The sequence below is a fragment of the Desulfacinum infernum DSM 9756 genome (assembly GCF_900129305.1).
GTDB classification, from domain to species: Bacteria; Desulfobacterota; Syntrophobacteria; order Syntrophobacterales; family DSM-9756; genus Desulfacinum; species Desulfacinum infernum.
Map to the genome: position 1 here is coordinate 1 of NZ_FQVB01000036.1, position 21,745 is coordinate 21,745.

Consider the following 21,745-nt stretch of genomic DNA (forward strand, 5'->3'; position numbering starts at 1 on the left):
CCTGGTCTCGGGCGAGCCTCCGGAAATGAGCGACTGGCTCATTCCCGTCCGGGCGAAGCCGTGATCCGTGATCCGTGATCCGTGAGTCGTGAGTCGTGAGTCGTGAGTCGTGAGTCGTGAGTCGTGAGTCGTGAGTCGTGAGTCGTGAGTCGTGAGTCGTGAGTCGTGAGGCGTGAGGCGTGAGGCGTGAGGCGTGAGGCGTGAGGCGTGAGGCGTGAGGCGTGAGGCGGCTCCGTCCTCCCCCCTTTTCCAAAGGGGGGCCGGGGGGATTTCCCTGGTGTGCCGGGCCAGGGGGGAGGCGGGCGCCTCGGCGGGACCTTTCCAACGCCCTTGACACGCCTCCACGTTGGGAGTTAAAAGGAACCCGTCAACCAACCAAACGGTAGGTAGAATTATGGAACCCCATCTCTTCTCCCCCTCCGACAACCCGTCGGACAACGTGACCAAGCGCGAACTCTACCGCGTGGCCGCCCGCCTCTTTAAGCAAAAGGGTTACCGGGCCACGTCCATGCAGGACATCGCCAACGCCCTGGGCATCCAGAAGGCCTCCATCTACTACTACATCCGCACCAAGCAGGACCTGCTGACGGCCATCGGACGGGCCGCCATGGAGATGCTCCTGGCCGAAGGGGAGCGGATCGCCGCGGAGCCCCTTCCGCCCGAAGAAAAACTCCGGGAGATCCTGCGAAGCCACGTTCGGCTCATCTGCGAAAACCTGGACCTTTTCACCGTGTCGCTCCGGGAGCTCACGCCCGTCAACGCGGGGGACCACTGGGGCGAGGTGGTGGCCCTTCGGGACCGCTACGAGGCCCTGCTTCGCGGCATCCTTCGGGAAGGCATGGAAACGGGTGCCTTCCGGCGCCTGGACGAGAAGCTGGTGGGCTTCGCCTTCCTGGGCATGGTCAATTGGATCATCCGGTGGGTGGATCCGGCCGGAGAAAGGAGCCCGGAAGAGATCGCCTCCGTCTGGGAGGATCTTTTCCTGGGTGGCCTCAAGGCCGAAGGCGACGGAGCCGCCGCTCCATCCAGCGCCCACCATAGGTAGTTGGCCCCGCCCGAAATCGCCCGCTTCAACAGCCTGGGACAGGAGGTGAACCATGAACTACCAATACCTGGACGTGGAACGCGACGGCCATCTCCTCACGGTGACCATCGCTCGGCCGGAAGCCATGAACGCCCTGCACCCGCCCGCCTGCCGGGAGCTGGACCGGGTCTTCAACGACTTCCAGGACGATCCGGACCTGTGGGTGGCGATCCTCACGGGCCGCGGCGAAAAGGCTTTCAGTGCCGGAAACGATCTCAAGTGGCAGGCGGAACACGGCGCCGCGGCGCTCCGCCGCGAGATCGATTCGCTTCGGGGCGGCTTCGGCGGCATCACCCGAAGGACCGACTGTTTCAAGCCGCTCATCGCGGCGGTGAACGGCTTGGCCCTGGGCGGCGGATTCGAACTGGCTCTCGCCTGCGACGTGATCGTGGCCGCCGAACATGCCCAGTTCGGCCTGCCCGAACCAAGGGTGGGGGCCATGGCCGCGGCGGGAGGCGCCTTGAGGCTGCCGCGCCAGATTCCCTACCACGCGGCCATGGGCCTGCTGCTCACGGGGCGCCGGCTTTCGGCGAAGGAGGCCCGGGGCCTGGGCCTGGTGAACGAGGTGGTGCCGGCGGCGGAACTCATGGCCTGCGCCCGGAGGTGGGCCGAAGACATGCTGGCCTGTTCACCCCTTTCCCTTCGCGCCACCAAGGAAGCGGCGCTCAAGGGGCTGGAGATGCCGCTTGCGGAAGCGCTGGGCACGGTCTTTCCCGGTATGGAGGCGCTGAGGGCTTCCGAGGACTACATGGAAGGGGCCCGGGCCTTCGCCGAAAAGCGAAAGCCCGTCTGGAAGGGACGCTGATTTCGTGGCGTTTTTTTCTTTGTTATTCTACCGTACGGTCGGTCGTATCAAACCGACCCCCAAGAAACGTCTCACAGGAAAGGATGCGCACCCATGGAATTCACCATCCCGGAAAACCTTCGCATGATGCAGGAAACCGTCCGGCGATTCGTGGAACGGGACCTGGAGCCCATCAGCCGGCAGGTGGAAGACGAAGACCGGATCCCGGAAGAGACGGTCCAGAAGATGCGGGACCTGGGCCTCTTCGGGCTGGCCATTCCCGAGGAATACGGCGGCCTGGGCCTGGGCGTTCTGGGAGAATGTTTGGTCTATCAGGAACTTTCCAAGACCAACGCCTGCTTCCGGAGCCGGATCGGCACCAACAACGGCATCGGATCCCAGGGGATCGTGATCGACGGCACCGAGGAGCAGAAACAAAGGTACTTGCCGAAGCTGGCCAGCGGGGAGTGGACCGCCTGTTTCGCCCTCACCGAACCGGAAGCGGGATCCGACGCCGCCGCCATCCGCACCCGGGCGGAACTCAGGGGGGACCACTGGGTTCTGAACGGCAAGAAACACTTCATCACCAACGGGGACATCGCCGACGTGGCCACGGTCTTCGCCGTGACGGACCCGGAAAAGCGCGCCCGGGGCGGCATCACCGCCTTCATCGTGGAACGGACCTTTCCGGGCTATTCCGTGGGGACCATCGAAAGAAAGATGGGCCTCAGGGGCAACCACACGGCGGAGTTGATCTTCGAAGACTGCATCGTGCCCCGGGAGAACGTGATCGGCGGCGAGGCCATGGTGGGCCAAGGATTCAAAACGGCCATGAAGGTCCTGGACAAGGGGCGCCTCACCATGGGGGCGTCCGCCGTGGGCACGGCGGAAAAGCTTCTGGAGCTTTCCATCGACTACGCCAAGCAGCGGGTGCAGTTCGGAAAGCCCATTGCGGAGTTCCAGGCCATCCAGTTCATGCTGGCGGACATGGCCACCCAGATCTATGCAGCCCGCAACATGCTCTACCACGCCGCCTGGCTCCGGGATCAGCGCGGTACGGCCGTGGTGAAGGAGGCATCCATGGTGAAGCTCTTCTGCACCGAGATGGTCAACCGCGTGGCGGACATGGCCGTGCAGATCCACGGCGGCATGGGCTACATGAAGGACTATCCCATCGAAAGGTTCTACCGGGACGTGCGCCTGACCCGGATCTACGAGGGAACCAGCGAGATCCAACGACTGGTGATTGCACGGGAGCTTCTCAAGTAGGCGGAAATCGACACGGGGGAGGACAAGACCATGGAAATCAAAAGGATCTTCGTCATGGGCGCGGGCCTCATGGGGAGCGGCATCGCCCAGGTGGCCGCCCAGGCGGGTTACTCGGTGAGCCTGTGCGACGTGAATGATGAGGCTCTGGAGCGGGCCGTGAAGAACATCCGCTGGTCCGTGGGAAAGTTGGCGGAAAAGGGGCGGGTGAGCGATCCCGTGGAGACGATCGTCGGACGAATCGAGCCCACCCGGGACGTGGGGCCTGCTGCGGGGGCGGACCTGGCCATCGAGGCGGTCTTCGAGAACCTGGAGATCAAACGGGACGTGTTCCAAAGGCTGGACCAGGCCCTTCCCGCCCACGCCCTTCTGGCCACCAACACCAGCGCCATTCCCGTCACCCAGCTGGCTGCAGCCGTTTCGCCGGAACGGAGGCCGAAGGTGCTGGGGCTCCACTTCTTCAGCCCGGTGCCCATGATGCAGGCCGTGGAGGTGGTGCGGGCCATGACCACCGGGGAAGAGACCTTCCTGGCCGGGCGGGATTTCGTCAAGAGCCTGGGCAAGGAGCCCATCCTGGTCCGAAAGGACGTGCCGGGGTTTCTCATCAACCGGATCAACTTTCCGGCCACGCTGGAGGCCATGCGGCTGGTGGAGGCGGGCGTGGCCACAGTGGAAGACGTGGACAAGGGGCTGCGGCTGGCGGCGGGCCGGAAGATGGGCATCTTCGAGACCGGGGACATGGTGGGGCTCGACGTGACCCACGGGGCCCTGCTGGCCATCTTCGAGGAAACGAAGGACCCGCGCTGGTATCCGCCGGCGATCCTGCGCCGCAAGGTCCAACTGGGACACCTGGGTAAAAAGACCGGCCGGGGCTGGTACGTCTACGACCAGGAGGGGAACCGGATCGGACCGGCCGACGCGTGAAGAGGATTAGAGGATTAAAGGATTAGGGGCGAGGGACGGGGAGGCTCGTCAAGGCCAGAACTTGAGGAGGCCCATGAGGACGGTGAGGAAGGAAAAGCCGATTCCCAGGGTCCATTGGACCGTGAGAAAGCGTTTATCCATGGCCTCGAATCGCTGCTCCATGGCCTGGAACCGCTGATCCACAGCCTCAAACCGGGCGCCCATCTCCCTCTGGAGCGCTTCGAAACGTCTGTCCATGGCGTGGAAGCGTTCATCCATAGCGTGGAAGCGTTCATCCATAGCGTGGAAACGTTCATCCATGGCTTCGAACCGGGCACTCATTTCCCTCTGGAGCGCTTCGAAACGCTTGTCGACCATCTCAAAACGCTTGTCGATGGCCTCGAAGCGAGCGCCCAATTCCCGCTGAAGGGCTTCGAAGCGCTGATCCATGGCTTCGAATCGCCTTTCCACGGCGTCGAATCGGGCCGCCTCGAGCTCCCGTAGGGATTTGAGCTCCTCCTCCACCCGGACCATCCGTTCCATGAGGGAAAGTTCCCTGGAACGGCGTTCGTTTTCCCGGACGAAGGCCGCGATCTTTTCGGCGAAAAGCCCGTCGACTTCTCTTTGCAGGATCTGTTGCACGACGGCGGCGATCTTTTGTTCCAGCGCGGCGTCGTCTGTTTGATGGGATACAGTCATGGATGCCTCCCCGCACTCTGAACCAATATCACGTGGGGTACGGTCCGGCAAGGCGATCGAGCGCTCGCTTCCCGTCGTCCCAGAACGAACAGGAAAAAACCAAAATCGGATAGCCGGCAACGGATCACGGGCAACGGATCACGGACAACGGATCACGGATCACGGATTACGGATTACGGATCACGGATTACGAACAACGGAGAACGGTCATGAAAGACGTGGTGGTGGTGAGCGGAGTGCGCACGCCGGTGGGCCGCTACCTGGGGGCCCTTCGGGACGTGGAGGCCTATGACCTGGCGGCGGTGGTACTCCGGGAGGCGATCCTGCGGGCGGGGATCGAAGCGGAGCAGGTGGACGAGGTGGTCCTGGGTCAGGCCTACCAGAACGGCGAATATGTGAACATCGCCCGCATGGCGCTCCTCAAGGCCGGCTGGCCCGAATCCGTTCCCGGCATCACCCTGGACCGGCGCTGCTGCACCGGCCTGGACGTGGTGCGCTACGGCGCTCTGCTCATCCGTTCCGGAGCCGCCCGGGTGGTGGTGGCGGGTGGCGTGGAGAGCATGAGCAACGCCGAGTTCTATCTTCCCGGCCATATCAAGTGGGGCGTGGGCGGACGAAAGGGCATGCCCCGCGGCCACGGGGACCTGTCCATCTGGGGCCTTCCCTTCTACGACCGGATCCAGCGGGCCCGGGTCATGTCCCAGCCCGAGGAGCGCTACGGCATCCTGCCGTCCATGATGAGCTGGGCGGAGACCGCGGCCCGGGAAGAGGGCATCAGCCGGGAGGCGTGCGACGAGTGGGCTGCGGAGAGCCACCGAAAGGCGTGTGCCGCCTGGGACCAGGGGCGGTTTGCCCGGGAGGTGGTGCCCGTGGAGGTGCCGGGTCCCAAGGGGGCTGAGGTCCGGGTGGACCGGGACGAAACGCCCCGGGCCGACGCCACCCTGGAAAAGCTGGCGCGGCTCAAGCCGGTGCTGGGAGGCGTGTGCACGGCGGGGAATTCGTCTTCGGAAAACGACGGCGCCGCCGCGGTGGTGCTCATGGACGAGGAGACCGCCCGGGAGTGGGGGCTTCGGCCCATGGCCCGCGTCGTCTCCTGCGCCGTGGCGGGGTGCGACCCCCGCAGGGCCTACGAAGCGGTCCCCACGGCCGTGAACATGGCCCTGGACCAGGCGGAGCTGGACCTGGACGCCATGGACCTCATCGAGGTGCAGGAGGCCTTCGCGGCTCAGGTTCTGGCGGACCTGAAGCAGATGGGGATCGGCCCGGACCGCTACGACCGGGTGAACGTGAACGGAAGCGGCATCTCGCTTGGCCATCCCATCGCCTGCACGGGCGTGCGGGTGCTGGTGACCCTGCTCCACGAGATGTGCCGGCGTGGCGTGCGCTACGGCCTGGAATGCATCTGCGGCGGCGGAGGGCTGGGAATCGCGGCTGTCTTTGAAAACCTGCGGGATGGCAAGGAGTGATCCATGAATCGACCTGTCCAGGAAGTGGTGGTGGTGGATTCGGTGCGCACCCCCTTCGGCCGAGCCGGTGAAAAGGGCATCTACTGGAAGACCCGGGCGGAGGACTTAGCCGTGGCGGTGCTCAAGGCCCTGGTGGAACGCAACCCGGCCTTGGACCCCTCCCAGGTGGAAGACTGCCTGTGGGGCGTGACCAACCAGGTGAAGGAGCAGGGCGGCACCCTGGGGCGCATGGTGAGTCTTCTGGCCGACTGGGGCTGGGGGGTGCCGGGCTGTTCCATCGACCGGATGTGCGCCGGCGGACTCACGGCCGTCCATTTCGGGGCGTCTGTCATCGCCTCCGGCATGGCCGACTGCATCGTCTCCGGCGGCGTGGAGCACATGGGCCATCTGCCAATGGGCGTTTTTCGCGACCTCCATCCCCGGGCCGTGGAGGCCTTGGGGGATGAAACGGCCCTTTCCATGGGCCTCACGGCCGAAAACATCCACGACCAGTGGCCGGATCTGACCCGGGAGCGGGCGGACCGCTATGCCTGGCTCAGCCAGCAAAAGGCCTCCATGGCCATCCAGGCCGGAAAGATGGGGGACATGATCGTGCCCATGGAGGTGGAACTTCCCGACGGGACGCGGACCGTGGTGGAGCGCGACCAGACGCCCCGGCCGACCACCACCCTGGAGGGGCTGGCCCAGCTCCAGCCGGTCTTCCGGCCCGACGGCCGGGTGACCGCGGGAAATGCGTGTCCGCTCACCGACGGGGCCGCCGGCGTGGTCCTCATGAGCCGCCGAAAGGCCGAATCCCTGGGACTGAGACCCCGGATGCGCTGGGTGGCCACGGGAGTTGCCGCCGTGGATCCCCGGATCATGGGCACCGCCCCCGTTCCGGCCACCTGCAAGGCTCTGGAAAAGGCGGGACTTGCCCTGGACCAGATGGACATCATCGAGATCAACGAGGCCTTCGCCGTCCAGGTGCTCTACTTCCTGGACCGGATGGGTCTGGCGGAAGACGACCCCAGGGTGAACATCTGGGGCGGGGCCATCGCCTACGGCCATCCCCTGGCGGCTTCCGGGCCGCGGCTGGTGGCCTTCCTGCAGCGGCTTTTCGCCGAACGGCCCGACGCCCGCTACGGCCTTACCACCATGTGCGTGGGGCGCGGCCAAGGGGTGAGCATCATCTGGGAAAACCTGGCCAGCGCCGCGTAGAAACCCGTCCTGGAAAGCCTTTTCCTTCTAGGGAGAAAAAAACCATGGCAGGCACGAGAAGACAGTCCGTATTTTTCGCTCCGCCCCTCAGCCTTTTCGGCCCGGGCGTCCATGAAAGGACGGCCGCACAGGTGAAGGCCGTGGGAGGTACCCGGCCGTTCCTGTGCACCGACAAGGGCATGGTGCAGGCGGGGATCTCCGATCATCTGACGGGAATCCTCCGGAAGGGACTGGGGACGGACGTGGTGGTCTACGACGGCGTGATTCCCAATCCCACGGACGCCACGGCACAGGAGGCGGTGGAGCTCTTTCGCCGGGAAGGCTGCGACGTCCTGGTGTCCCTGGGGGGAGGCAGTGCCCACGACTGCGCCAAGGCCGTGGGCATTCTGGCGGCCCACGGCGGCACCGTGGACGACTACGTGGGGCTGGACAGGGTCCCGGGGCCCATCCCGCCGCTGGTGGCCGTGAACACCACCGCCGGGACCGGAAGCGATGTGACCCGAATCGCCGTGCTGGCGGATCCGGAGAAACGAGCGAAACGACCCATCATCGACTGGAAAATCACGCCCACGGCGGCGGTGAACGACCCGGTACTGATGGAAGGAATGCCGCCGGCGCTCACCGCCGCCACCGGTTTGGACGCCCTCACCCACGCCGTGGAGGCCTATCTTTCCACCAGCGCGTCCCCGGTGTCGGACGCCCTGGCCCTGGAAGCCGTGGCGCTCATCGGCCGGTGGCTTCCCAAGGCCTACGCCGACGGAAAAAACGGTGCGGCCCGGGAAAAGATGGCCTACGCTCAGCACCTGGCGGGGCTCGCCTTCAACAGTGCCGGCCTGGGCTACGCCCACGCCATGGCCCATCCCCTGGGAGGCCGCTACGACCTTCCCCACGGAGTCTGCAACGCGGTGCTGCTTCCCCACGTGTTGGACTTCGTGCTCCTGGCCGCCTGGGAGCGGCTGGCGCGGCTCGCCCGGGTGTTGGGAGAGGCCGTGGAGGGACTCACGGAACGCCGGGCGGCGGAACGGGCCGTGGAGGCCGTGAGGCGCCTGGTGCGCGAACTGGGCGTTCCGGAAAGGCTTTCGAGCCTCGGCGTCCGGGATCAGGACGTTCCGGAGCTGGCCCGCGAGGCGCAAAAGGATCCTTCCCGCTGGACCAGCCCCCGGCGGGCTTCGGAAGCGGAAGTGGAGGCGCTTTACCGGCGAGCCCTGTGAGGCGCCGTGCGTGCGTTTCCCGACGCATCCGAACGGCTTGTCCGAGAAGGCCAGGCACCCTTGGAGGGATGGTGTGCCGGCCGTTCATGCAGGGGCGAAAGATCTTTCGCCCCTGCCATGCTCCGGTGCTGCAGGGCGCATTGTATCCTTCGCCGTCTCGTTCCCGGGGACGGTGGGCCCCATGGATTGGGGTTTTGACTCGGTGCAATCCCTTGCGTATGCTCGGTGTTACAATACCGAGGCACGATCCATCCAACCATCGACCGCCAAGGAGGACGCCCTGATGAACGCGGAGAACCCCCACACCCGATTCATCCGCCCCGAAAAGTGCCTGCTCTTTCTCGTGGACATCCAGAAAACCATGCTGGACTTGTGCGTGGACAAAGACCAGGTGGTGAAGAACGTCGAGGCGCTGCTGGACATGAGCGCCATCCTGGAGGTGCCCGTTCTCTTTTCGGAGCACAATGCGGAAAAGCTGGGAGGCTTCTTGCCCGAGCTGATGGCCAAGGTGCCTGAGCCTCGGGTGCTCAACAAGGTGGAATTCAGTTGTTTCGAAAACCAGGCCCTGGCCGATGCCGTGGCGGCTTCCGGAAGGAAGACCCTGGTGATCGCGGGGATCGAAACCCACGTGTGCATCTTCCACACGGCCGCCCACGCCCTCCGGCTCGGCTACACCGTGCACGTGGTGGGCGACGCCGTCACGTCCCGAAGCGCCTTCAACCGCGAAACGGGCCTGAAGCGCCTGGACCGGGCCGGCGCCGTGATCACCTCCACGGAAATGGTCACCTTCGAATGGCTCAACCGGGCCGGAACACCTGAATTCCGAAGGGCCCTTCCGATTCTCAAAAGCTTTTGACCGTGACGAGTGACGAGTGACGAGTGATGAATGATGAGTGACGGGTGATGAGTGACGGGTGATGAGTGACGGGTGATGAGTGACGGGTGACGGACAACGGATAGCGGATAGGGGGGTCGGGGGAGATTCCCGCCTCACCCCTTAATCCTTCAATCCTTTAATCCTTAATCCTTCTTTTCACGCGTAGAGCCCCTTGATGTTGCGGTGCAGCTCCCGGGTCTTTTCCATCCGGGCCCGGTCCCGGTCCAGGGCGATGGCGTCCAGTTCCTTCTGGAGCGGAAGGAGTTCCGGATCGTCGTGGGGTTTCCCGGCCCGGTGGGCGTCGATCATGGCGCGGTAGATGGCGATCATGCGGCTGATGAGGCTCACCGCGTACTCCCGGCCCTGCACCTTGAGGGTCGTAAGGCCCAGATCCATGTACTCCCACAGTTCCTTGCCGTTGATGGCGAAGGCCACGTTGGGATGGCGCCGGATCCGCTCGTTGATGCTTCGGATCTCGTCGTCCTTTCGGCCCCGCTTTTTGAGCACCTTCTCGCGCTGCTCGTCCGTGAGCAGACACAGCCGGAAGCAGCTGCCGCTCCGGTCGGGCCAGCCTTCGTATTCCACGATCTCGTTGCCGTCCTCGTCGTGGTAGATCTTCTTGATGTAGGAGTCGCTGATGAGTTCATGGAAGCTGCAGTTGCCCACGCCGCCCACGCACCGGTTGCCGTGGATGAGCACTTCCGTGCCCACGCCTTCGGCGTCGGCATCCTCTTTGAACCGCCGGAGCTTTTCCACCGTGTCGATTTCCGTGCTGGCCACGATCTGGGTGGCCCCGTAGGCCTTGAACCGGGCGATCTGGGCCCGGGTCTGGATGTTGCACCCCACGCTGGCGTGGATCACCAGCTCCGGGAAGTTCTTTCGAACCATCTCCATGACCGCCGGGGTCTTGACGATCACGCCCTCGGCGCCCCAGGAGGCGTACTTGGCCACCTTCTTCATGAGGATCATGAACTTTTCTTCGGGCACCTCGGCGTTCAGAGCCACCCGGATCTTGCCGCCCAGGGGCCGAGCCGTCTCGATGGCTTCCCGGATCTGGGAATCTTCCATCTCCCAGGCGCACTTGCGGCGGCTGAATCCCTTGGATCCCACGTAGACCGCCTCGGCGCCGTGTTTCAGCACGCCTTCCACCATTTCAAGACTGCCGCCCGGGGCGAGAAGTTCGTTCATGGATGCCTCCTTGTGTCGGGTCGAGCTCCGTACGAAGGTGAGGAAAAGAGAGGTGAATGCGATGATTGCGCTTCATAGTAATGAAATAAAACGGGGAGTGCAAGGGCCCGTCGAAGCATGCCGCCTATTGACCGCGGGGCCGGAAGGGGGCATAAACTTTGGAAACCCTCAACCTCGATGCCAAGGAGGTTCTTCATGAAACGACACGTTGCGCCGGTCGTGGCTCTGGCGTTGATACTTGCGGTCGGGCCCTTCATTACGGCCGTGGCGGATTCGGGCATTTCCAAGCCGGAAGCCCTGGTGGAGCGCGCCCGGGTGACCGTGCAGAGCCTCACGTCCGATCCCAACTTTTCCTGGCTCACGGAGCATCTCAAGGAAGCCAAGGGAGTGCTCATCATCCCCCAGTTCCTTAAAGGAGGGTTCATCATCGGCGGATCCGGCGGGAGCGGCGTGCTGCTGGTCCGGGACGACAAGACCGGGCAGTGGAGCCAGCCGGTCTTCTACACCTTGGGGGGGCTCAGTATCGGGCTTCAGATGGGCGGTGAAGCCGCCGAAGTGATCCTCATGGTGCGGACCCAGCGGGGGGTGGACGCCCTCATGACGTCCGGGTTCAAGCTGGGAGGCGATGCGTCTGTGGCGGCCGGTCCCATCGGCATGGGCCTGGAAGGATCCACGCCGCACAACCTGAGCGCCGATTTCCTGTCGTTCGCCAAGGCCAAGGGGGCCTACGCGGGCATGAGCCTGGAGGGGGCCGTGATCAAGGTGCGAAACGACTGGAACGAGCAGTACTACGGCAAGCCGGTGAGTCCCGTGGACATCGTGGTGACGAAATCGGTGAGCAATCCCCATTCGGCGGCGCTCCGGGCCGTGCTGGGCGCCGCGGCGCGAAGGTAGCCCCGGAAGGATTTTCAAAGATTTTCACCGCAGAGTCGCAGAGGACGCAGAGGCGGGACGCCCCGAGGGGGGCGTCCCGTTCTTCTTTTCGGGGCGCTGAGACGCCGCCCCGAAAAGAGCCGCGCCCTTCGGGCAACCGGCCAGTCAACCCCCGCATCGTGCATTGATCTCTTGGGTAGGGGCGGGGTTTATCCCCGCCCGCTGCTCTCCCTGGTGATGGAGAAACCCGGTGATAAATCGCCCGAATCAGGCCATTCCCGGACAGGCCGCTAAGCTTCCACGGCGACGGGGAAGCGGCCGAAACGTCGAAGGATGTCTGCAATTCGGACATGTTCGTCGGCGAACCGCGCTTCGTCTTCCGGCCTCACGTAGCGGCTGGCGCCGCTGCTTCCCAAGGCGACGATGTCTTCGGTCCAGTCGTAGCCCCGTTCGGAAAAGAATTCCCGAACGATTTCGTTGAGCCTTCGGCTGGAAACGGCGCTTCCGCTTTCCCTCAGGAACCAGCGGCGGGGGGAAAAACGTACGGGGTTTTCCAGAACGGATGCGATGGTCTCCGCAAGGTGCGCGTCGGGGACCGCCGCCCCGGTTTCTTCGTTGAAAATGGACGGGTTCATTCCCGCCATGGAAGACGACACCACGCAGGGAAGGTCCGCCCGGAAGAATTCATAGACAGCGCGGCAGGCGTTTTCGTAGAGCGAAAGATGCACGCCCGTGCGGCACCGGGCGAGCAGGCCCGGAACGTCCCGGCGCTTCAGGTTCGCCCGCACCGCCACCCGCGAAGACAGGCCTCGGTTTTCCACCGTTTGCTGAAATTCCCGAACCTTTTGCGGATTTCCACGGCCCAGGAAGAGGGCCGTCCGGTCCCGGAGGCGCGGATGGTCCAGGAGATCCAACATCAGGCCGTGGCGCTTTCGTTCCATGTCGTCGAAGGTGGCGTTGAAGACCATGTCGAAGTCGGGACAGGGCGGCGGAGAAGCGGGCGGTTCGTCTTCCAGGAAATCGCCGTGCGCCAGGCCCACGGGCACCGCACCGGGCTGGGTGGAAAGAAACCGGGCGTCTTCCGGACCGCCCACCCCGAAAAGACACGGATCTTCCAACCGGCAGAAAGGCCTCCACCACCCGTGGCGCCACACCACCCCCATGGGCGGTTCCACAAAGAAGACGTACCAGCGGCTGAGCTCCCTCAGGACGGCTTCGTCCGCCAGGAGATAGGGAAGGGAAAAAAGGCGGAGCACCCCCTTTTCCCCGGCCCCGCGGGGGCGTTTCAAGACTTGCAGGAAATGGCGCACCCGGAAGGTCGTATCGGCCTTGCGCCGGACCTTTTCCAGGACCTTCTCCCGTTCCAGGCGAAGAAAGGCGGCCGTTTCGGGGTCCGGGTCCGCCGAACGCTCCGCGGCCGCCAGCCGATCCCACTGGGCGGGGAAGGGAAGCAGGGTGAGGTAGAGCGCCGCCTGGCGCCGTACGAAATCGTCCGACCCGTGTTCCGCCTCGCTCCGGAGGATCGGGGCCGCCCGGCGAAGCACGGCGTAGGGATGATCCAGGCCCGGCCCGGCTTCCAGTTCCGGGCGATGCCACACCAGAAGGGCCTCCAGGGCCCGCCGAAGATCCCTTCGGCGCGCCCTGTGGGCCGCCCCGTCCCGCACGGCCCACAACCCGCCGCTTCCCACGGCATTTTTGAAATCGTCTAACATATGCAACGCGCACTGGTACTTCAGCGAAGCCCTCCAACTACGGCTCAAGGCCGCTCTTGGGCCATCGGTTAGGGAGAAAACGGCGGGCCCGGTTGTCAAAAAGTCTCCCTACGTAGGCGCTCATTGAGCGCATCTGATGCAAGTTGCCGGATGGCGTTGGAAAAAAAAGTGGTCACATCTGTCACCTTTTTTAGGGATTCCAATCCATGACGGATAAAGAACTGCCGGCGGTCGGCAACCTTGTTGTAGGACACATGCGCAAAATGCGTTTCAGCCCAATGCCGAAGAACCTGTGTGTTTGGAATGTCCGACGGAAGCAAAGAAAAAAAATCCAGGTCGTCCGACAGGCGGTGTGACAAGTGAAATGCGGCAAGAGCCGTTCCACCTGAGAGAACATACTGGGCAGCGAAATCCGATTCGGAGAGCCGCTGGAGAAAGAACTTCTGGCCTTCGGTCAGGATGCGGTTTGTATGGATCTGCTCCTGCATGCCTTCACAAGCTCCTTGATGACGATCTCACGAACTCCTTCGCAATAGCGAACCTCATCCACGTAATCTGCGATCCGTTCCACAAGCGCCAGGAAATCCTCGGTGGAAAGGGTTCCATCCCTGTGGGCGTATTCCACAATAGGCCAGAGGTCCACGATCCGCTGGGCATAGGTGATCCCGGGCAATAGATGAAGCCGGTCCACATCGTAATCCCAGAAGAGTTCCTTTAATAATCTTCTGTCCATGGGTAACACCCCCGAGCAAGGTATTTCCCAAGTATCTTGTCAGAAAAGGTGGAGGGCGGCAAGGAAAGCGGCGAGAAGGCACACACCGGTGGCCTGATTCAGGGGCCATGGGGGGACGCGGGCGGGAAGGTCTTCGCGGTAGCCGCGGGCGGCCAGGGCCAGGGCCGTGGACTCGGTTCGCGCCAGGGCCTTGCGGAAAAGGGCCGGGACCGTGGTGCGAAGCCCGTGGAAGGGGTTGCGGCGCCGGTCCCCCAGACGGGCCTTTCGAGCCAGGCGGATCTCTTCCAGGTCGTCCAGAAGGAGGGCGAAGAAGCGAAGGGACAAGGCGGCCATGACGGCGATGCGTCGCGCCGGAAGAAAGGGCAGGGGCCGAAGGAGCCAGAGAACGGCGTCCTGGAGGTCCCGGGGGCGGGTAACCGCCGTGAAGACCACGGCCCAAAGCACCATGAGAAGCAGGCGCCAGACGGTGAGCAGCGCCCGGACCACGGCGTCCGGCGGGAAAAACGATCCAAGAAAGGCGAGCCCTTCCTGCACGGCCGAAGCCGTGGAAGGCGCGGGCGAAAGATCGGCCGGCCCCATGCCAGCCGGGGAAAAGGCCTGGACGACGAAGATCCCCACCAGAAAGGGGAGCCAGCCGCGAACGGTCCGCCCCAGAAGATTCCACGGGAGGCGCGCGGCCATCACCACGCCCGACAATCCCAGAGTGGCGACGGCGAAGACTGGACCGGCGGGGCGGAGCAGCGCGCAGGTCACCGCCAGCACCGCGAAGAGCTTGGTGCGGGCGTCCAGGCGGTGCACGGGGGATGGCCGGGGAACGTAGTGGAGGGCTAGGCGGCGAGCCACGGCTGCAGGCCCTTTCCCAGGAGCACGGAACAGGGGGGGCGCACTCCGTAGCGGGCCAGCTCCCCGGCCACGTGGGCGGGGGATCCGCATCTGGCCACCCGCCCGTCCTTCAACACCAGCACCTGCTCCGCGTGGGCGATCACCTTTTCCACATCGTGGGTGGACACCACCACGGTGCGGCCTTCCCGGCGGATTTCCAGGAGGGCGTCCAGGAGGGCGCGGCTTCCCGCCCAGTCCAGGTGCGTGAAGGGCTCGTCGAAAAGAACCAGCTCCGGGTCCACGGCCAGGACCCCGGCCAGAGCCACCCGCCGTTTTTCACCTCCGGAAAGCGCGTGGCAGGGTTTATCGCCGAGGGCTTCCAGACCGAACCGAGCCAGGGCCTGATCCACGCGCCGGCGGACGACATCCCTCGCAAGCCCCAGGTTTTCCGGGCCGAAGGCCACGTCTTCCGCCACGGTTTCGGAAAGGATCTGGCTGTCCGGGTCCTGGAAGACCAGCCCCACCCGGGCTCGCACGGCCTGGGCGTCCCTGGAGGGGTCCAGGCCGAAGACGCGAAGGGACCCCCCCGAGGGCGGAAAGAGGCCGGCCAGGAGGTGGAGCAGCGTGGTTTTACCCTGGCCGTTGGCTCCGCACAAAAGCACGAAGGCCGGCGTGGCAACCCGGAAGGTGACGCCTCGAAGGGCGCTGGTTCCGTCGGGATAGGTGAAGTGCAGATCGTTTGCTTCGATCATGAATCCCGGGTGTCCTTTGGGGAAATATCACCGCAGAGACGCAGAGGCCGCAGAGGAAGAACCGTGCCGGGGCGGAGAGAATCCGCCCCGGCACGGGCCTCGCCCCTTCGGGGGCCGACTCTGGTCGTTGAAGCGCCTTCTCGCGCGAAGCGCGAGGTTTTGAGCCGGGCCGGCGTCTCAGCGGCCCGGCTCAAAAAAGTCCTCTCTGTGTCCTCTGCGTCTCTGCGGTGAATCATTATCCGTTCGTTCAGGCGGAAACCACCGGCATGTGCCGAACCAGGGCCGGCCGGATCGACCAGGCCAGCATTACCGCCGCGGCCGCCTTGGCCGCATCGCCCGCCAGGAAGGGGAGCATCCCCACGGCGAGAGTCTTGGCCCACGTCATGCCGGTCACCGCTTTGAGCCAGGGTACGCCCACGGCGTAAATCACCAGCGTGCCCAAGATCACCGCCAGAATGTCCGCGAACCGGTTGGGCTTCGGGTGGCTCACGGCCCCGGCGATCCAGGAAGCCCCCACGAACCCCAGCAGGTAGCCTCCGGTGGGACCCAGAAGATGGGCGAAGCCGCCCTTGAAGTTGGCGAAGACGGGAAGGCCCACGGCGCCCAGGAGCAGGTAAAGGCCCATGGCGGCGGCTCCCCGCCGGGGACCCAGGAGCAGGCCTGCCAGCAGCACAAAGAGGTTAGTGAGCACCATGGGCACGGGCCCGATGGGCACGGCGATCTGGGCCCCCACGGCGGTGAGGGCGGTCATGAGGCAGACGAGCACCATTTGTCGGATCGATTCCAGCGGCATGGGAGACCTCCTTGGTTGTGCGTTAACCCAAAGTTTCGATGCGGTTAACCGAAAGAGGTGCGGTTGTCAAGGAAATATCACCGCAGAGACACAGAGGACGCAGAGAGACCTTCTTTGAGCCGGGCCGCTGAGACGGCGGCCCTGCTCAAAAGCTCGCGCTTCGCGCAAAAGGATACCCTCCCCACAGGGATCGTCCCCCGAAGGGGTGGAGCCCGAGGCGGGGCGGCATTTCTCCGACCCGCCTCGGTTCTTCCTCTGCGTTCTCTGCGTCTCTGCGGTGAATTTTCAACACTTTCCCCCGGCCCTGAAGGGGTTTCCGCTAGCCGCTCCAGCCCGTCCTGTGCTAAGGAAAAGGCAGGCCGTTGGGCACTGCTTTCCGGGCGGCGCTCCGCCCGCATCCCGTGAACCCCTTTTCCCAAGGAGGTCCCCATGAAGCGTAAAGCCACGTATCGACTGATGGTCACCCGCCGCGAGATGCTTTACGTGCACGATGAGTTCGATCACACCCTCATGCTGGTGGAGATGGAAGGGGAGCCCATCGAGTACCAGGTGGGCGTGGCCGGAAAGTTCGTATCCCGCCGGAGCGTCACCTTCCACGATCGGATCCGCGGGGCGGGCAAGATGATGGGCTACGCGGTGACCCACTTCGAAGAGGGATCCATCTACAGCAAGTACGAAGGGGAGCGGGACCCCGAGTCCAAGCTCACCAAGGGGACGTGGACCATCTACCGGGGCATCGGCAAGCTGGCCACCATCAAGGGAAGCGGCACCTTCACGGTGAAGCCCGGCGCCCAGGACCGGGAGTACATCCTGGACATCGAAGGCGAGTACGAGCTCTAGGCGGGCGGCTGGGGCCGGAAGCGGCGGAAGCGCCGGTGGACCCAGTACCACTGGTCGGGGAACCGGCGGATCTGCTCTTCCATGATGCGGTTGAAGGCGGCGGTCATGGCCGCCGTCTTTTCTTCCAGGGTGCCGTGGGACGGTGCCGGAATTTGCGGGCCCATGTCGATCCGGTAGCGCCCGTCCGGGAGGCGGTGGTTGAAGACCGGATGAACCGGGGCTCCCGTGCGCAGGGCGATGTGGGCCAGGGTCTTGTGGGTGAGGACGTAGCCTCCGAAAAAGGGCGCCCAGACGCCCGTCTTTTTTCCCGCGTTCTGATCGAGCAAAAAACCCACCATTTCGTTTCGTTTGAGGGCCTTCAGGGTGTGGAGAAGAGCGTACTGCTTGGCGATCACCCGGTTTCCGGACCGCTCCCTGAGGCGGGTGACCCACCGGTTGAGGATCGGCGGGCGCACGGGCCGGGCTACGATGTTGAGCCGGGCCGGAAGGAAAAAGGGGGCGCTGTAGGCCATCCATTCCCAGTTGCCGAAGTGGCCCGTGAGGATGAGCACGCCGCGGCCCCGTTCCAGGGATTTCAAGAGGTGCTCTTCCCCCCTGGGTTCCACGAAGCGGCGGAAATTTTCCCGGGTCATGCGGGCCATGCGGGGAAATTGGGAAAAGACCCGTGCCAGGTGCCGAAAATTTTCCCTGGTGAGCCGCCGGGCTTCCGCCTCGTTCAGCCCCAGGGCCAGCCGGATGTTGGCCTCCGCGGTCTTCCTGTGTTCGGCATCCAGCGCGTACCACGCCGCACCCACGATTCTCAATGAAAAACTCTCCTCCTCTCGGCCGGCGGGCGGCCTCCCCACCGCCCTTTGTAACATCTCTTTTGGGGTCCCCGACGTCTCTCGAAGAAGGTGCCCGAAGGGCGAAAGCACGTGCCGGGGCGGCCTCTCAGCGCCCCGGCACGTTTTTGAACTCAGCGTTTTTCTTCTCTGCGTTCTCCGCGTCTCTGCGGTGAATTCGACTGGCTAGGGTTTTCGGGCCGTCTCAGCCCCACCTTTCTTTCCCACGTTCAAGTCGTAGGAAAAAACCGTGCTTCGGGCTTCCCAGAGCTTCAGAAGATCCTTTCCCAGCACCAGGCTGGCGATGAGTTCCGGCGTGCCGTCCCCGTTGAGATCCCCCGTTCGGACGCAGCTCACCATGCCGCTCACCTCCCGAGTCTTCCAGTTTTCCACGAGCCCCAACTGGTCCCACGACATGGACACGATTTCACTTGCTTCATAATACTTGTACCCTTGCGGCAGAAAACTGCTGTAGTCGGGCGTACGATTAAGGACCAGTTCCAGGATGCCGTCCTCATTGAGGTCCATCACGAGAATCGGCGAAGGGATGTAGTAGTATTCAACCCGATTGAAGCGTACGTCCTCGATCTTACCAATGAGCGCATTGGTGGTCGCCCCGAAACGTTTCCTGCTCCGCCATATCCGGTTGCCGGACGCATCCAGGAGCGCGAGTCGGTTGTCCTCAGTGATGACGGCATATTCAGTAGCCCCGTCGTTGTTGAAGTCGCCAGCAGAGAAGTTGAAAATATTACAAGAAGCCGGGAGACTGACAGGAGATGCGGTGACCGCTTTGCCGTCCCGCAGCCGAAACTCGTAGATATCAGGTTCGAATAATTCCCCGAATCGGCCCGGCTGTTGCGCAAGGGCCAACCGCCCCCTTCCGGGAAAGTACACTGCATTGAGGTAAAGGGGAATGCGCTCCGCCAGGACGACCAGTTTGTTCCCGTTTAGCTCGATCACCTTGGAAGCCGGTTCGAGCTTCTCGTCCACACTTTGGATGCTTTCCGATCCGGCTCCCTGAGTCTTGTTCTTTTGCCTAAGGCACATCAAAAGGATCTCCAGGCGATCGTCCCCGTCCACATCCGCCAAAGAGACCCATTTGAAGTGCTCCAGATTTTCCGCTTTGTGTTCTGCCAGGAGCTGGAGTCCCTGGGCCACTCGGCGAAAAACGGCGAGCCGGTCAGAACTCACCGCCACAAGCTCGTCTCTGCCGTCACCGTCCACATCGCCCGTATCGATAGCCAGCAGAGCTTCCTTGAGGGTCTGGCTCCTCCAGATGCCCGCCTGCCTTATGGAGCCTTCGGGTGTGACCTCGATGAAATTGGGATTCAGATAAGAAATGCTCTGGCCTTTGAGCAAAGTCTGTGGGAGCAGAAACTCAGGGTTGCGGTTGGCGTCGGCCGGAGCGGATAGCGATGGTTGTGACGCCGCAGGTGTCGTGGTCTCTCGTCCGTAGACCCGGTCGTTGACAGTCTCGGCGAGCTGATTCACCGCCGGGATGAGCATGTCCAGTTTTTCGATCTGGATGGGGATGTGAAGGGGCGAAGAAGCTTCGTCCACGGAAAGCAAGGTGGCGTCCAAGCTGAGGCTTTCGCCCAGGGACGTGACGCTCCCGAAAAGGACGTGATCGGCACCAAGTTTTTCCGCCCATTTCTTGATCTCCTCGGCGGACTCCGGGGCACCTCCTGCCTTCAGTGAAGCGAACGTAGTCTGTCTGTCGATCAGCTCCACCTTGCCGGGCCATGCCAGGCGTGTTCGGAGCATGTCGTCGATGCCTTCCTGCAGGTAGGCCAGAGACGGCGGCGTGTTCATTTTGAACGGAAGCAGAGCCAGCCGGCTCGGGCGGGACTCAGCGAGGCTTGAGCCGCAGATGAAGAGAGGAGCGGCAACGGCAACAAGGATCAACAAGGGCAACATGTTGGATCGAAGTGCTTTCATAAAGGGTCCTTCCCGTTGATCGAGATGACAAAAGACCGGGGATCTAAACTCCCCCTCCCGGGTCCCGCGCCGGGTCCGCGGGACTGTCCGGTAGAGACTAGCGAGAAGAGTGGGGCGAATGCAAGGAATTTTAGGGCGAGGAGAGAGGGTCGGAAGTTGTGGGGAAGAACCCAGAATCTGCATGCACTTTTCTGTTGACAAGTAGACGCGATTTGCTAAAGGTGATCCGTGCTTTTATGCACAGGGGCTATCTGTCACAGGAGAAGGGGGGTGGTGAAACGCGCATTGCGAAACAATCTGATCAAGGGGCTGATTTGAACGCAGGAAAGTGTCTTTCGGATTCAGTGGAGGAAAGAGATGAAGAAGAATTTGATCGTGTTCGTGGCCCTGCTGGCTGCAGTGGCCGTGGCGTTGCCGGCCTTCGCCGTCGATTTCAAGTACGGCGGTGTCATGCGGGTCCGCTGGATCAGCAACGACAACATGGCCGATGGCCTTGATGGGGATGATGACAACAACAACCTGTTCGATCAGCGCGCCCGGCTTTACTTTGACTTCGTGGGCAGCGAGAACCTGAAGGTGGTCACCAAATTCGAGCTGGGCGACATCACCTGGGGTGCGGGCGACACGGGTGATGTGGGCGCCGACGGAAAGGATGTGGAAATCAAGAACCTTTATCTCGATTTCAACATCCCCAACACGCCCATCAACGCCAAGCTGGGTGTCCAGGGCATCGTGGCCATGAAGGGCTGGATCGCGGACGATGATTTTTCCGCGGCCGTCTTCACCATGCCGTTCGAGCCGGTGAAGCTGACCCTCGGCTACATTGCCGCCCAGAATGAAGATGCCACGGATGAAAGCGAAAACGTGGACGACTTCTTCATTCAGGTGGACTACGCCAACGGTCCTTTCAGCGGCACCCTCATCGGTTTCTATCAGTACGCCCATGATGCATTGGAAGTGGGACAGTTTGAAGGTGCTACTGGTTTCGGCCAGGCGCTTGACAACTCCTTGTTCGATCTGGGCGTGGCGCTGGGTTACAAGGCCGACATGTTCGATGTGAACGTGAACTTCGTAAAGAACTTCGGCAGCTACGATCTGGCCGGCGGCGGCTCCGGTGACTACACCGGCTGGGCGGCCGAGGCCATCGCCAACGTCTACGTCAACAACTTCACCTTCACTCTGGGCGGCTTCTATACCACGGGTGACGACGACGACGACAATGACGTTGATTACTTCATTTACCCGTACAAGTCCGGCTCCCACTACTGGGCGGAATTGATGGGTCTGGGCGTGCTGGATAAGTTCGGCCCGTCGGCCAACGACGGATACTCCGCCGGCGACGTGCCGAGCAACCTGTACACCGTCTATGCCGGCGTGGCTTGGCAGGCCCTCGAGGCCACCAAGCTCAGCTTTGCCTACTACTACATCGGCACGGCGGAAGACGTTGAGTCCGAACCCGGCAAGATGGACGACTCGGTGGGAAGTGAAATCGACTTCCGCCTGACCCAGAAGGTCGTGGACGGGCTTACCCTGGATGTGGTCGGCGCCTATCTGTTTGCCGACGACGCCTACAGCACCAACGACCAGGATGACGATGCCTACGAAGTGGGCGCTCGCCTCCAGTGGAGCTTCTAGTCCGCTTTGTGAGCTGACCTGAGAAGTAAAGGAGCCCGGGCTTTCGAGCCCGGGCTTTTTTCGTGGCCAGGTGCCCGTGAGAGCGACGTAGAGCATCATCGAGGTTGCTGACAAATGATAAGCCACGTATGCTGTCCTTCTATAAAACATT

At 63.4% G+C, this 21,745-nt stretch carries 21 protein-coding genes; 11 read left to right on the forward strand and 10 right to left on the reverse strand.

Going from position 1 to position 21,745, the window contains the following annotated elements; translation table 11 throughout:
* Nucleotides 1-394: 394 nt before the first annotated feature.
* The 4 genes from BUB04_RS15235 (at nt 395) to BUB04_RS15250 (ending at nt 4,058) form a co-directional block, all read left to right on the forward strand.
* Nucleotides 395-1,045 carry a TetR/AcrR family transcriptional regulator gene (locus BUB04_RS15235; RefSeq protein WP_073041032.1) on the forward strand — a complete coding sequence of 217 codons (651 nt, stop codon included), beginning with the start codon at nt 395-397 and terminating at the stop codon, nt 1,043-1,045.
* 52 nt (nt 1,046-1,097) lie between these two features.
* Nucleotides 1,098-1,889 (forward strand): enoyl-CoA hydratase-related protein, encoded by a 792-nt coding sequence (locus BUB04_RS15240; protein WP_073041034.1) that lies wholly within the window; start codon nt 1,098-1,100, stop codon nt 1,887-1,889.
* Nucleotides 1,890-1,982: 93 nt separating this feature from the next.
* A complete protein-coding gene (locus BUB04_RS15245; RefSeq protein ID WP_073041036.1) occupies nt 1,983-3,137 on the forward strand; it encodes an acyl-CoA dehydrogenase family protein in 1,155 nt (384 codons plus the stop codon).
* A gap of 30 nt (nt 3,138-3,167) precedes the next feature.
* Entirely contained in the window at nt 3,168-4,058 is an 891-nt protein-coding gene (locus BUB04_RS15250; protein WP_073041038.1) for a 3-hydroxyacyl-CoA dehydrogenase family protein, read from the forward strand.
* A gap of 48 nt (nt 4,059-4,106) precedes the next feature.
* On the opposite strand, the gene BUB04_RS15255 is transcribed toward BUB04_RS15250, so the two are convergent.
* Nucleotides 4,107-4,736: an exodeoxyribonuclease VII large subunit gene (locus tag BUB04_RS15255; protein ID WP_073041040.1), complete on the reverse strand. Its 630-nt coding sequence runs from the start codon at nt 4,734-4,736 to the stop codon at nt 4,107-4,109.
* Nucleotides 4,737-4,945: 209 nt separating this feature from the next.
* Here BUB04_RS15255 and BUB04_RS15260 point away from each other — a divergent pair, with 209 nt between their 5' ends.
* The 4 genes from BUB04_RS15260 to BUB04_RS15275 all read left to right on the forward strand — a co-directional run bounded on the left by BUB04_RS15260 (nt 4,946) and on the right by BUB04_RS15275 (nt 9,466).
* The gene (locus BUB04_RS15260) at nt 4,946-6,202 is read left to right on the forward strand and encodes a thiolase family protein (protein WP_073041042.1); all 1,257 of its coding nucleotides are present in this window, start codon (nt 4,946-4,948) and stop codon (nt 6,200-6,202) included.
* Between the two features lie 3 nt (nt 6,203-6,205).
* Nucleotides 6,206-7,399, forward strand: coding sequence for a thiolase family protein (locus tag BUB04_RS15265; protein ID WP_073041043.1), 1,194 nt, complete (start codon nt 6,206-6,208; stop codon nt 7,397-7,399).
* Between the two features lie 44 nt (nt 7,400-7,443).
* Nucleotides 7,444-8,610: an iron-containing alcohol dehydrogenase gene (locus BUB04_RS15270; protein WP_073041046.1), complete on the forward strand. Its 1,167-nt coding sequence runs from the start codon at nt 7,444-7,446 to the stop codon at nt 8,608-8,610.
* A 283-nt stretch (nt 8,611-8,893) separates the two neighbouring features.
* Nucleotides 8,894-9,466, forward strand: coding sequence for an isochorismatase family protein (locus BUB04_RS15275; protein WP_073041047.1), 573 nt, complete (start codon nt 8,894-8,896; stop codon nt 9,464-9,466).
* Nucleotides 9,467-9,643: 177 nt separating this feature from the next.
* Here BUB04_RS15275 and BUB04_RS15280 read toward each other — a convergent pair whose 3' ends face one another.
* Entirely contained in the window at nt 9,644-10,675 is a 1,032-nt protein-coding gene (locus BUB04_RS15280; RefSeq protein WP_073041049.1) for a peptidase U32 family protein, read from the reverse strand.
* A 195-nt stretch (nt 10,676-10,870) separates the two neighbouring features.
* Here BUB04_RS15280 and BUB04_RS15285 point away from each other — a divergent pair, with 195 nt between their 5' ends.
* Complete coding sequence (locus tag BUB04_RS15285) at nt 10,871-11,569, forward strand: lipid-binding SYLF domain-containing protein (protein ID WP_073041051.1); 699 nt, start codon at nt 10,871-10,873, stop codon at nt 11,567-11,569.
* 269 nt (nt 11,570-11,838) lie between these two features.
* On the opposite strand, the gene BUB04_RS15290 is transcribed toward BUB04_RS15285, so the two are convergent.
* The 6 genes from BUB04_RS15290 to BUB04_RS15315 all read right to left on the reverse strand — a co-directional run bounded on the left by BUB04_RS15290 (nt 11,839) and on the right by BUB04_RS15315 (nt 16,360).
* Nucleotides 11,839-13,308: a glycosyltransferase gene (locus tag BUB04_RS15290; protein ID WP_143156516.1), complete on the reverse strand. Its 1,470-nt coding sequence runs from the start codon at nt 13,306-13,308 to the stop codon at nt 11,839-11,841.
* A 47-nt stretch (nt 13,309-13,355) separates the two neighbouring features.
* Nucleotides 13,356-13,748 (reverse strand): nucleotidyl transferase AbiEii/AbiGii toxin family protein, encoded by a 393-nt coding sequence (locus tag BUB04_RS15295; RefSeq protein WP_073041056.1) that lies wholly within the window; start codon nt 13,746-13,748, stop codon nt 13,356-13,358.
* Complete coding sequence (locus tag BUB04_RS15300) at nt 13,715-13,993, reverse strand: hypothetical protein (RefSeq protein WP_143156517.1); 279 nt, start codon at nt 13,991-13,993, stop codon at nt 13,715-13,717. Before BUB04_RS15300 ends, BUB04_RS15295 begins: the two co-directional genes overlap by 34 nt.
* A 39-nt stretch (nt 13,994-14,032) precedes the next feature.
* A complete protein-coding gene (locus BUB04_RS15305; RefSeq protein WP_073041060.1) occupies nt 14,033-14,836 on the reverse strand; it encodes an energy-coupling factor transporter transmembrane component T family protein in 804 nt (267 codons plus the stop codon).
* Nucleotides 14,821-15,567: an energy-coupling factor ABC transporter ATP-binding protein gene (locus BUB04_RS15310; protein WP_073041062.1), complete on the reverse strand. Its 747-nt coding sequence runs from the start codon at nt 15,565-15,567 to the stop codon at nt 14,821-14,823. The genes BUB04_RS15305 and BUB04_RS15310 overlap by 16 nt, the downstream gene beginning before the upstream one ends.
* Nucleotides 15,568-15,814: 247 nt before the next feature.
* Nucleotides 15,815-16,360: a biotin transporter BioY gene (locus BUB04_RS15315; RefSeq protein ID WP_073041064.1), complete on the reverse strand. Its 546-nt coding sequence runs from the start codon at nt 16,358-16,360 to the stop codon at nt 15,815-15,817.
* A gap of 429 nt (nt 16,361-16,789) precedes the next feature.
* On the opposite strand from BUB04_RS15315, the gene BUB04_RS15320 reads away from it, so the two are divergent.
* Nucleotides 16,790-17,200, forward strand: coding sequence for a hypothetical protein (locus BUB04_RS15320; protein WP_073041066.1), 411 nt, complete (start codon nt 16,790-16,792; stop codon nt 17,198-17,200).
* On the opposite strand, the gene BUB04_RS15325 is transcribed toward BUB04_RS15320, so the two are convergent.
* Together BUB04_RS15325 and BUB04_RS15330 are read right to left on the reverse strand one after the other, a co-directional pair.
* Nucleotides 17,197-17,994: a lysophospholipid acyltransferase family protein gene (locus tag BUB04_RS15325; RefSeq protein ID WP_245795215.1), complete on the reverse strand. Its 798-nt coding sequence runs from the start codon at nt 17,992-17,994 to the stop codon at nt 17,197-17,199. The genes BUB04_RS15320 and BUB04_RS15325 overlap by 4 nt on opposite strands.
* A gap of 213 nt (nt 17,995-18,207) precedes the next feature.
* A complete protein-coding gene (locus BUB04_RS15330) occupies nt 18,208-19,959 on the reverse strand; it encodes an FG-GAP-like repeat-containing protein (RefSeq protein ID WP_073041070.1) in 1,752 nt (583 codons plus the stop codon).
* Nucleotides 19,960-20,316: 357 nt separating this feature from the next.
* Here BUB04_RS15330 and BUB04_RS15335 point away from each other — a divergent pair, with 357 nt between their 5' ends.
* On the forward strand, nt 20,317-21,594 hold the full coding sequence (locus BUB04_RS15335) for an alginate export family protein (protein WP_073041072.1): 1,278 nt from the start codon (nt 20,317-20,319) through the stop codon (nt 21,592-21,594).
* Nucleotides 21,595-21,745: the final 151 nt, after the last annotated feature.

Coding starts and splice junctions, on each gene's coding strand:
- BUB04_RS15310 (WP_073041062.1), bottom strand. CDS start 15,567: ATGATCGAAGCAAACGATCTGCACTTCACCTATCCCGACGGAACCAGC.
- BUB04_RS15260 (WP_073041042.1), top strand. CDS start 4,946: ATGAAAGACGTGGTGGTGGTGAGCGGAGTGCGCACGCCGGTGGGCCGC.
- BUB04_RS15295 (WP_073041056.1), bottom strand. CDS start 13,748: ATGCAGGAGCAGATCCATACAAACCGCATCCTGACCGAAGGCCAGAAG.
- BUB04_RS15255 (WP_073041040.1), bottom strand. CDS start 4,736: ATGACTGTATCCCATCAAACAGACGACGCCGCGCTGGAACAAAAGATC.
- BUB04_RS15330 (WP_073041070.1), bottom strand. CDS start 19,959: ATGAAAGCACTTCGATCCAACATGTTGCCCTTGTTGATCCTTGTTGCC.
- BUB04_RS15280 (WP_073041049.1), bottom strand. CDS start 10,675: ATGAACGAACTTCTCGCCCCGGGCGGCAGTCTTGAAATGGTGGAAGGC.
- BUB04_RS15335 (WP_073041072.1), top strand. CDS start 20,317: ATGAAGAAGAATTTGATCGTGTTCGTGGCCCTGCTGGCTGCAGTGGCC.
- BUB04_RS15250 (WP_073041038.1), top strand. CDS start 3,168: ATGGAAATCAAAAGGATCTTCGTCATGGGCGCGGGCCTCATGGGGAGC.
- BUB04_RS15320 (WP_073041066.1), top strand. CDS start 16,790: ATGAAGCGTAAAGCCACGTATCGACTGATGGTCACCCGCCGCGAGATG.
- BUB04_RS15270 (WP_073041046.1), top strand. CDS start 7,444: ATGGCAGGCACGAGAAGACAGTCCGTATTTTTCGCTCCGCCCCTCAGC.
- BUB04_RS15275 (WP_073041047.1), top strand. CDS start 8,894: ATGAACGCGGAGAACCCCCACACCCGATTCATCCGCCCCGAAAAGTGC.
- BUB04_RS15315 (WP_073041064.1), bottom strand. CDS start 16,360: ATGCCGCTGGAATCGATCCGACAAATGGTGCTCGTCTGCCTCATGACC.
- BUB04_RS15240 (WP_073041034.1), top strand. CDS start 1,098: ATGAACTACCAATACCTGGACGTGGAACGCGACGGCCATCTCCTCACG.
- BUB04_RS15265 (WP_073041043.1), top strand. CDS start 6,206: ATGAATCGACCTGTCCAGGAAGTGGTGGTGGTGGATTCGGTGCGCACC.
- BUB04_RS15300 (WP_143156517.1), bottom strand. CDS start 13,993: ATGGACAGAAGATTATTAAAGGAACTCTTCTGGGATTACGATGTGGAC.
- BUB04_RS15285 (WP_073041051.1), top strand. CDS start 10,871: ATGAAACGACACGTTGCGCCGGTCGTGGCTCTGGCGTTGATACTTGCG.
- BUB04_RS15235 (WP_073041032.1), top strand. CDS start 395: ATGGAACCCCATCTCTTCTCCCCCTCCGACAACCCGTCGGACAACGTG.
- BUB04_RS15245 (WP_073041036.1), top strand. CDS start 1,983: ATGGAATTCACCATCCCGGAAAACCTTCGCATGATGCAGGAAACCGTC.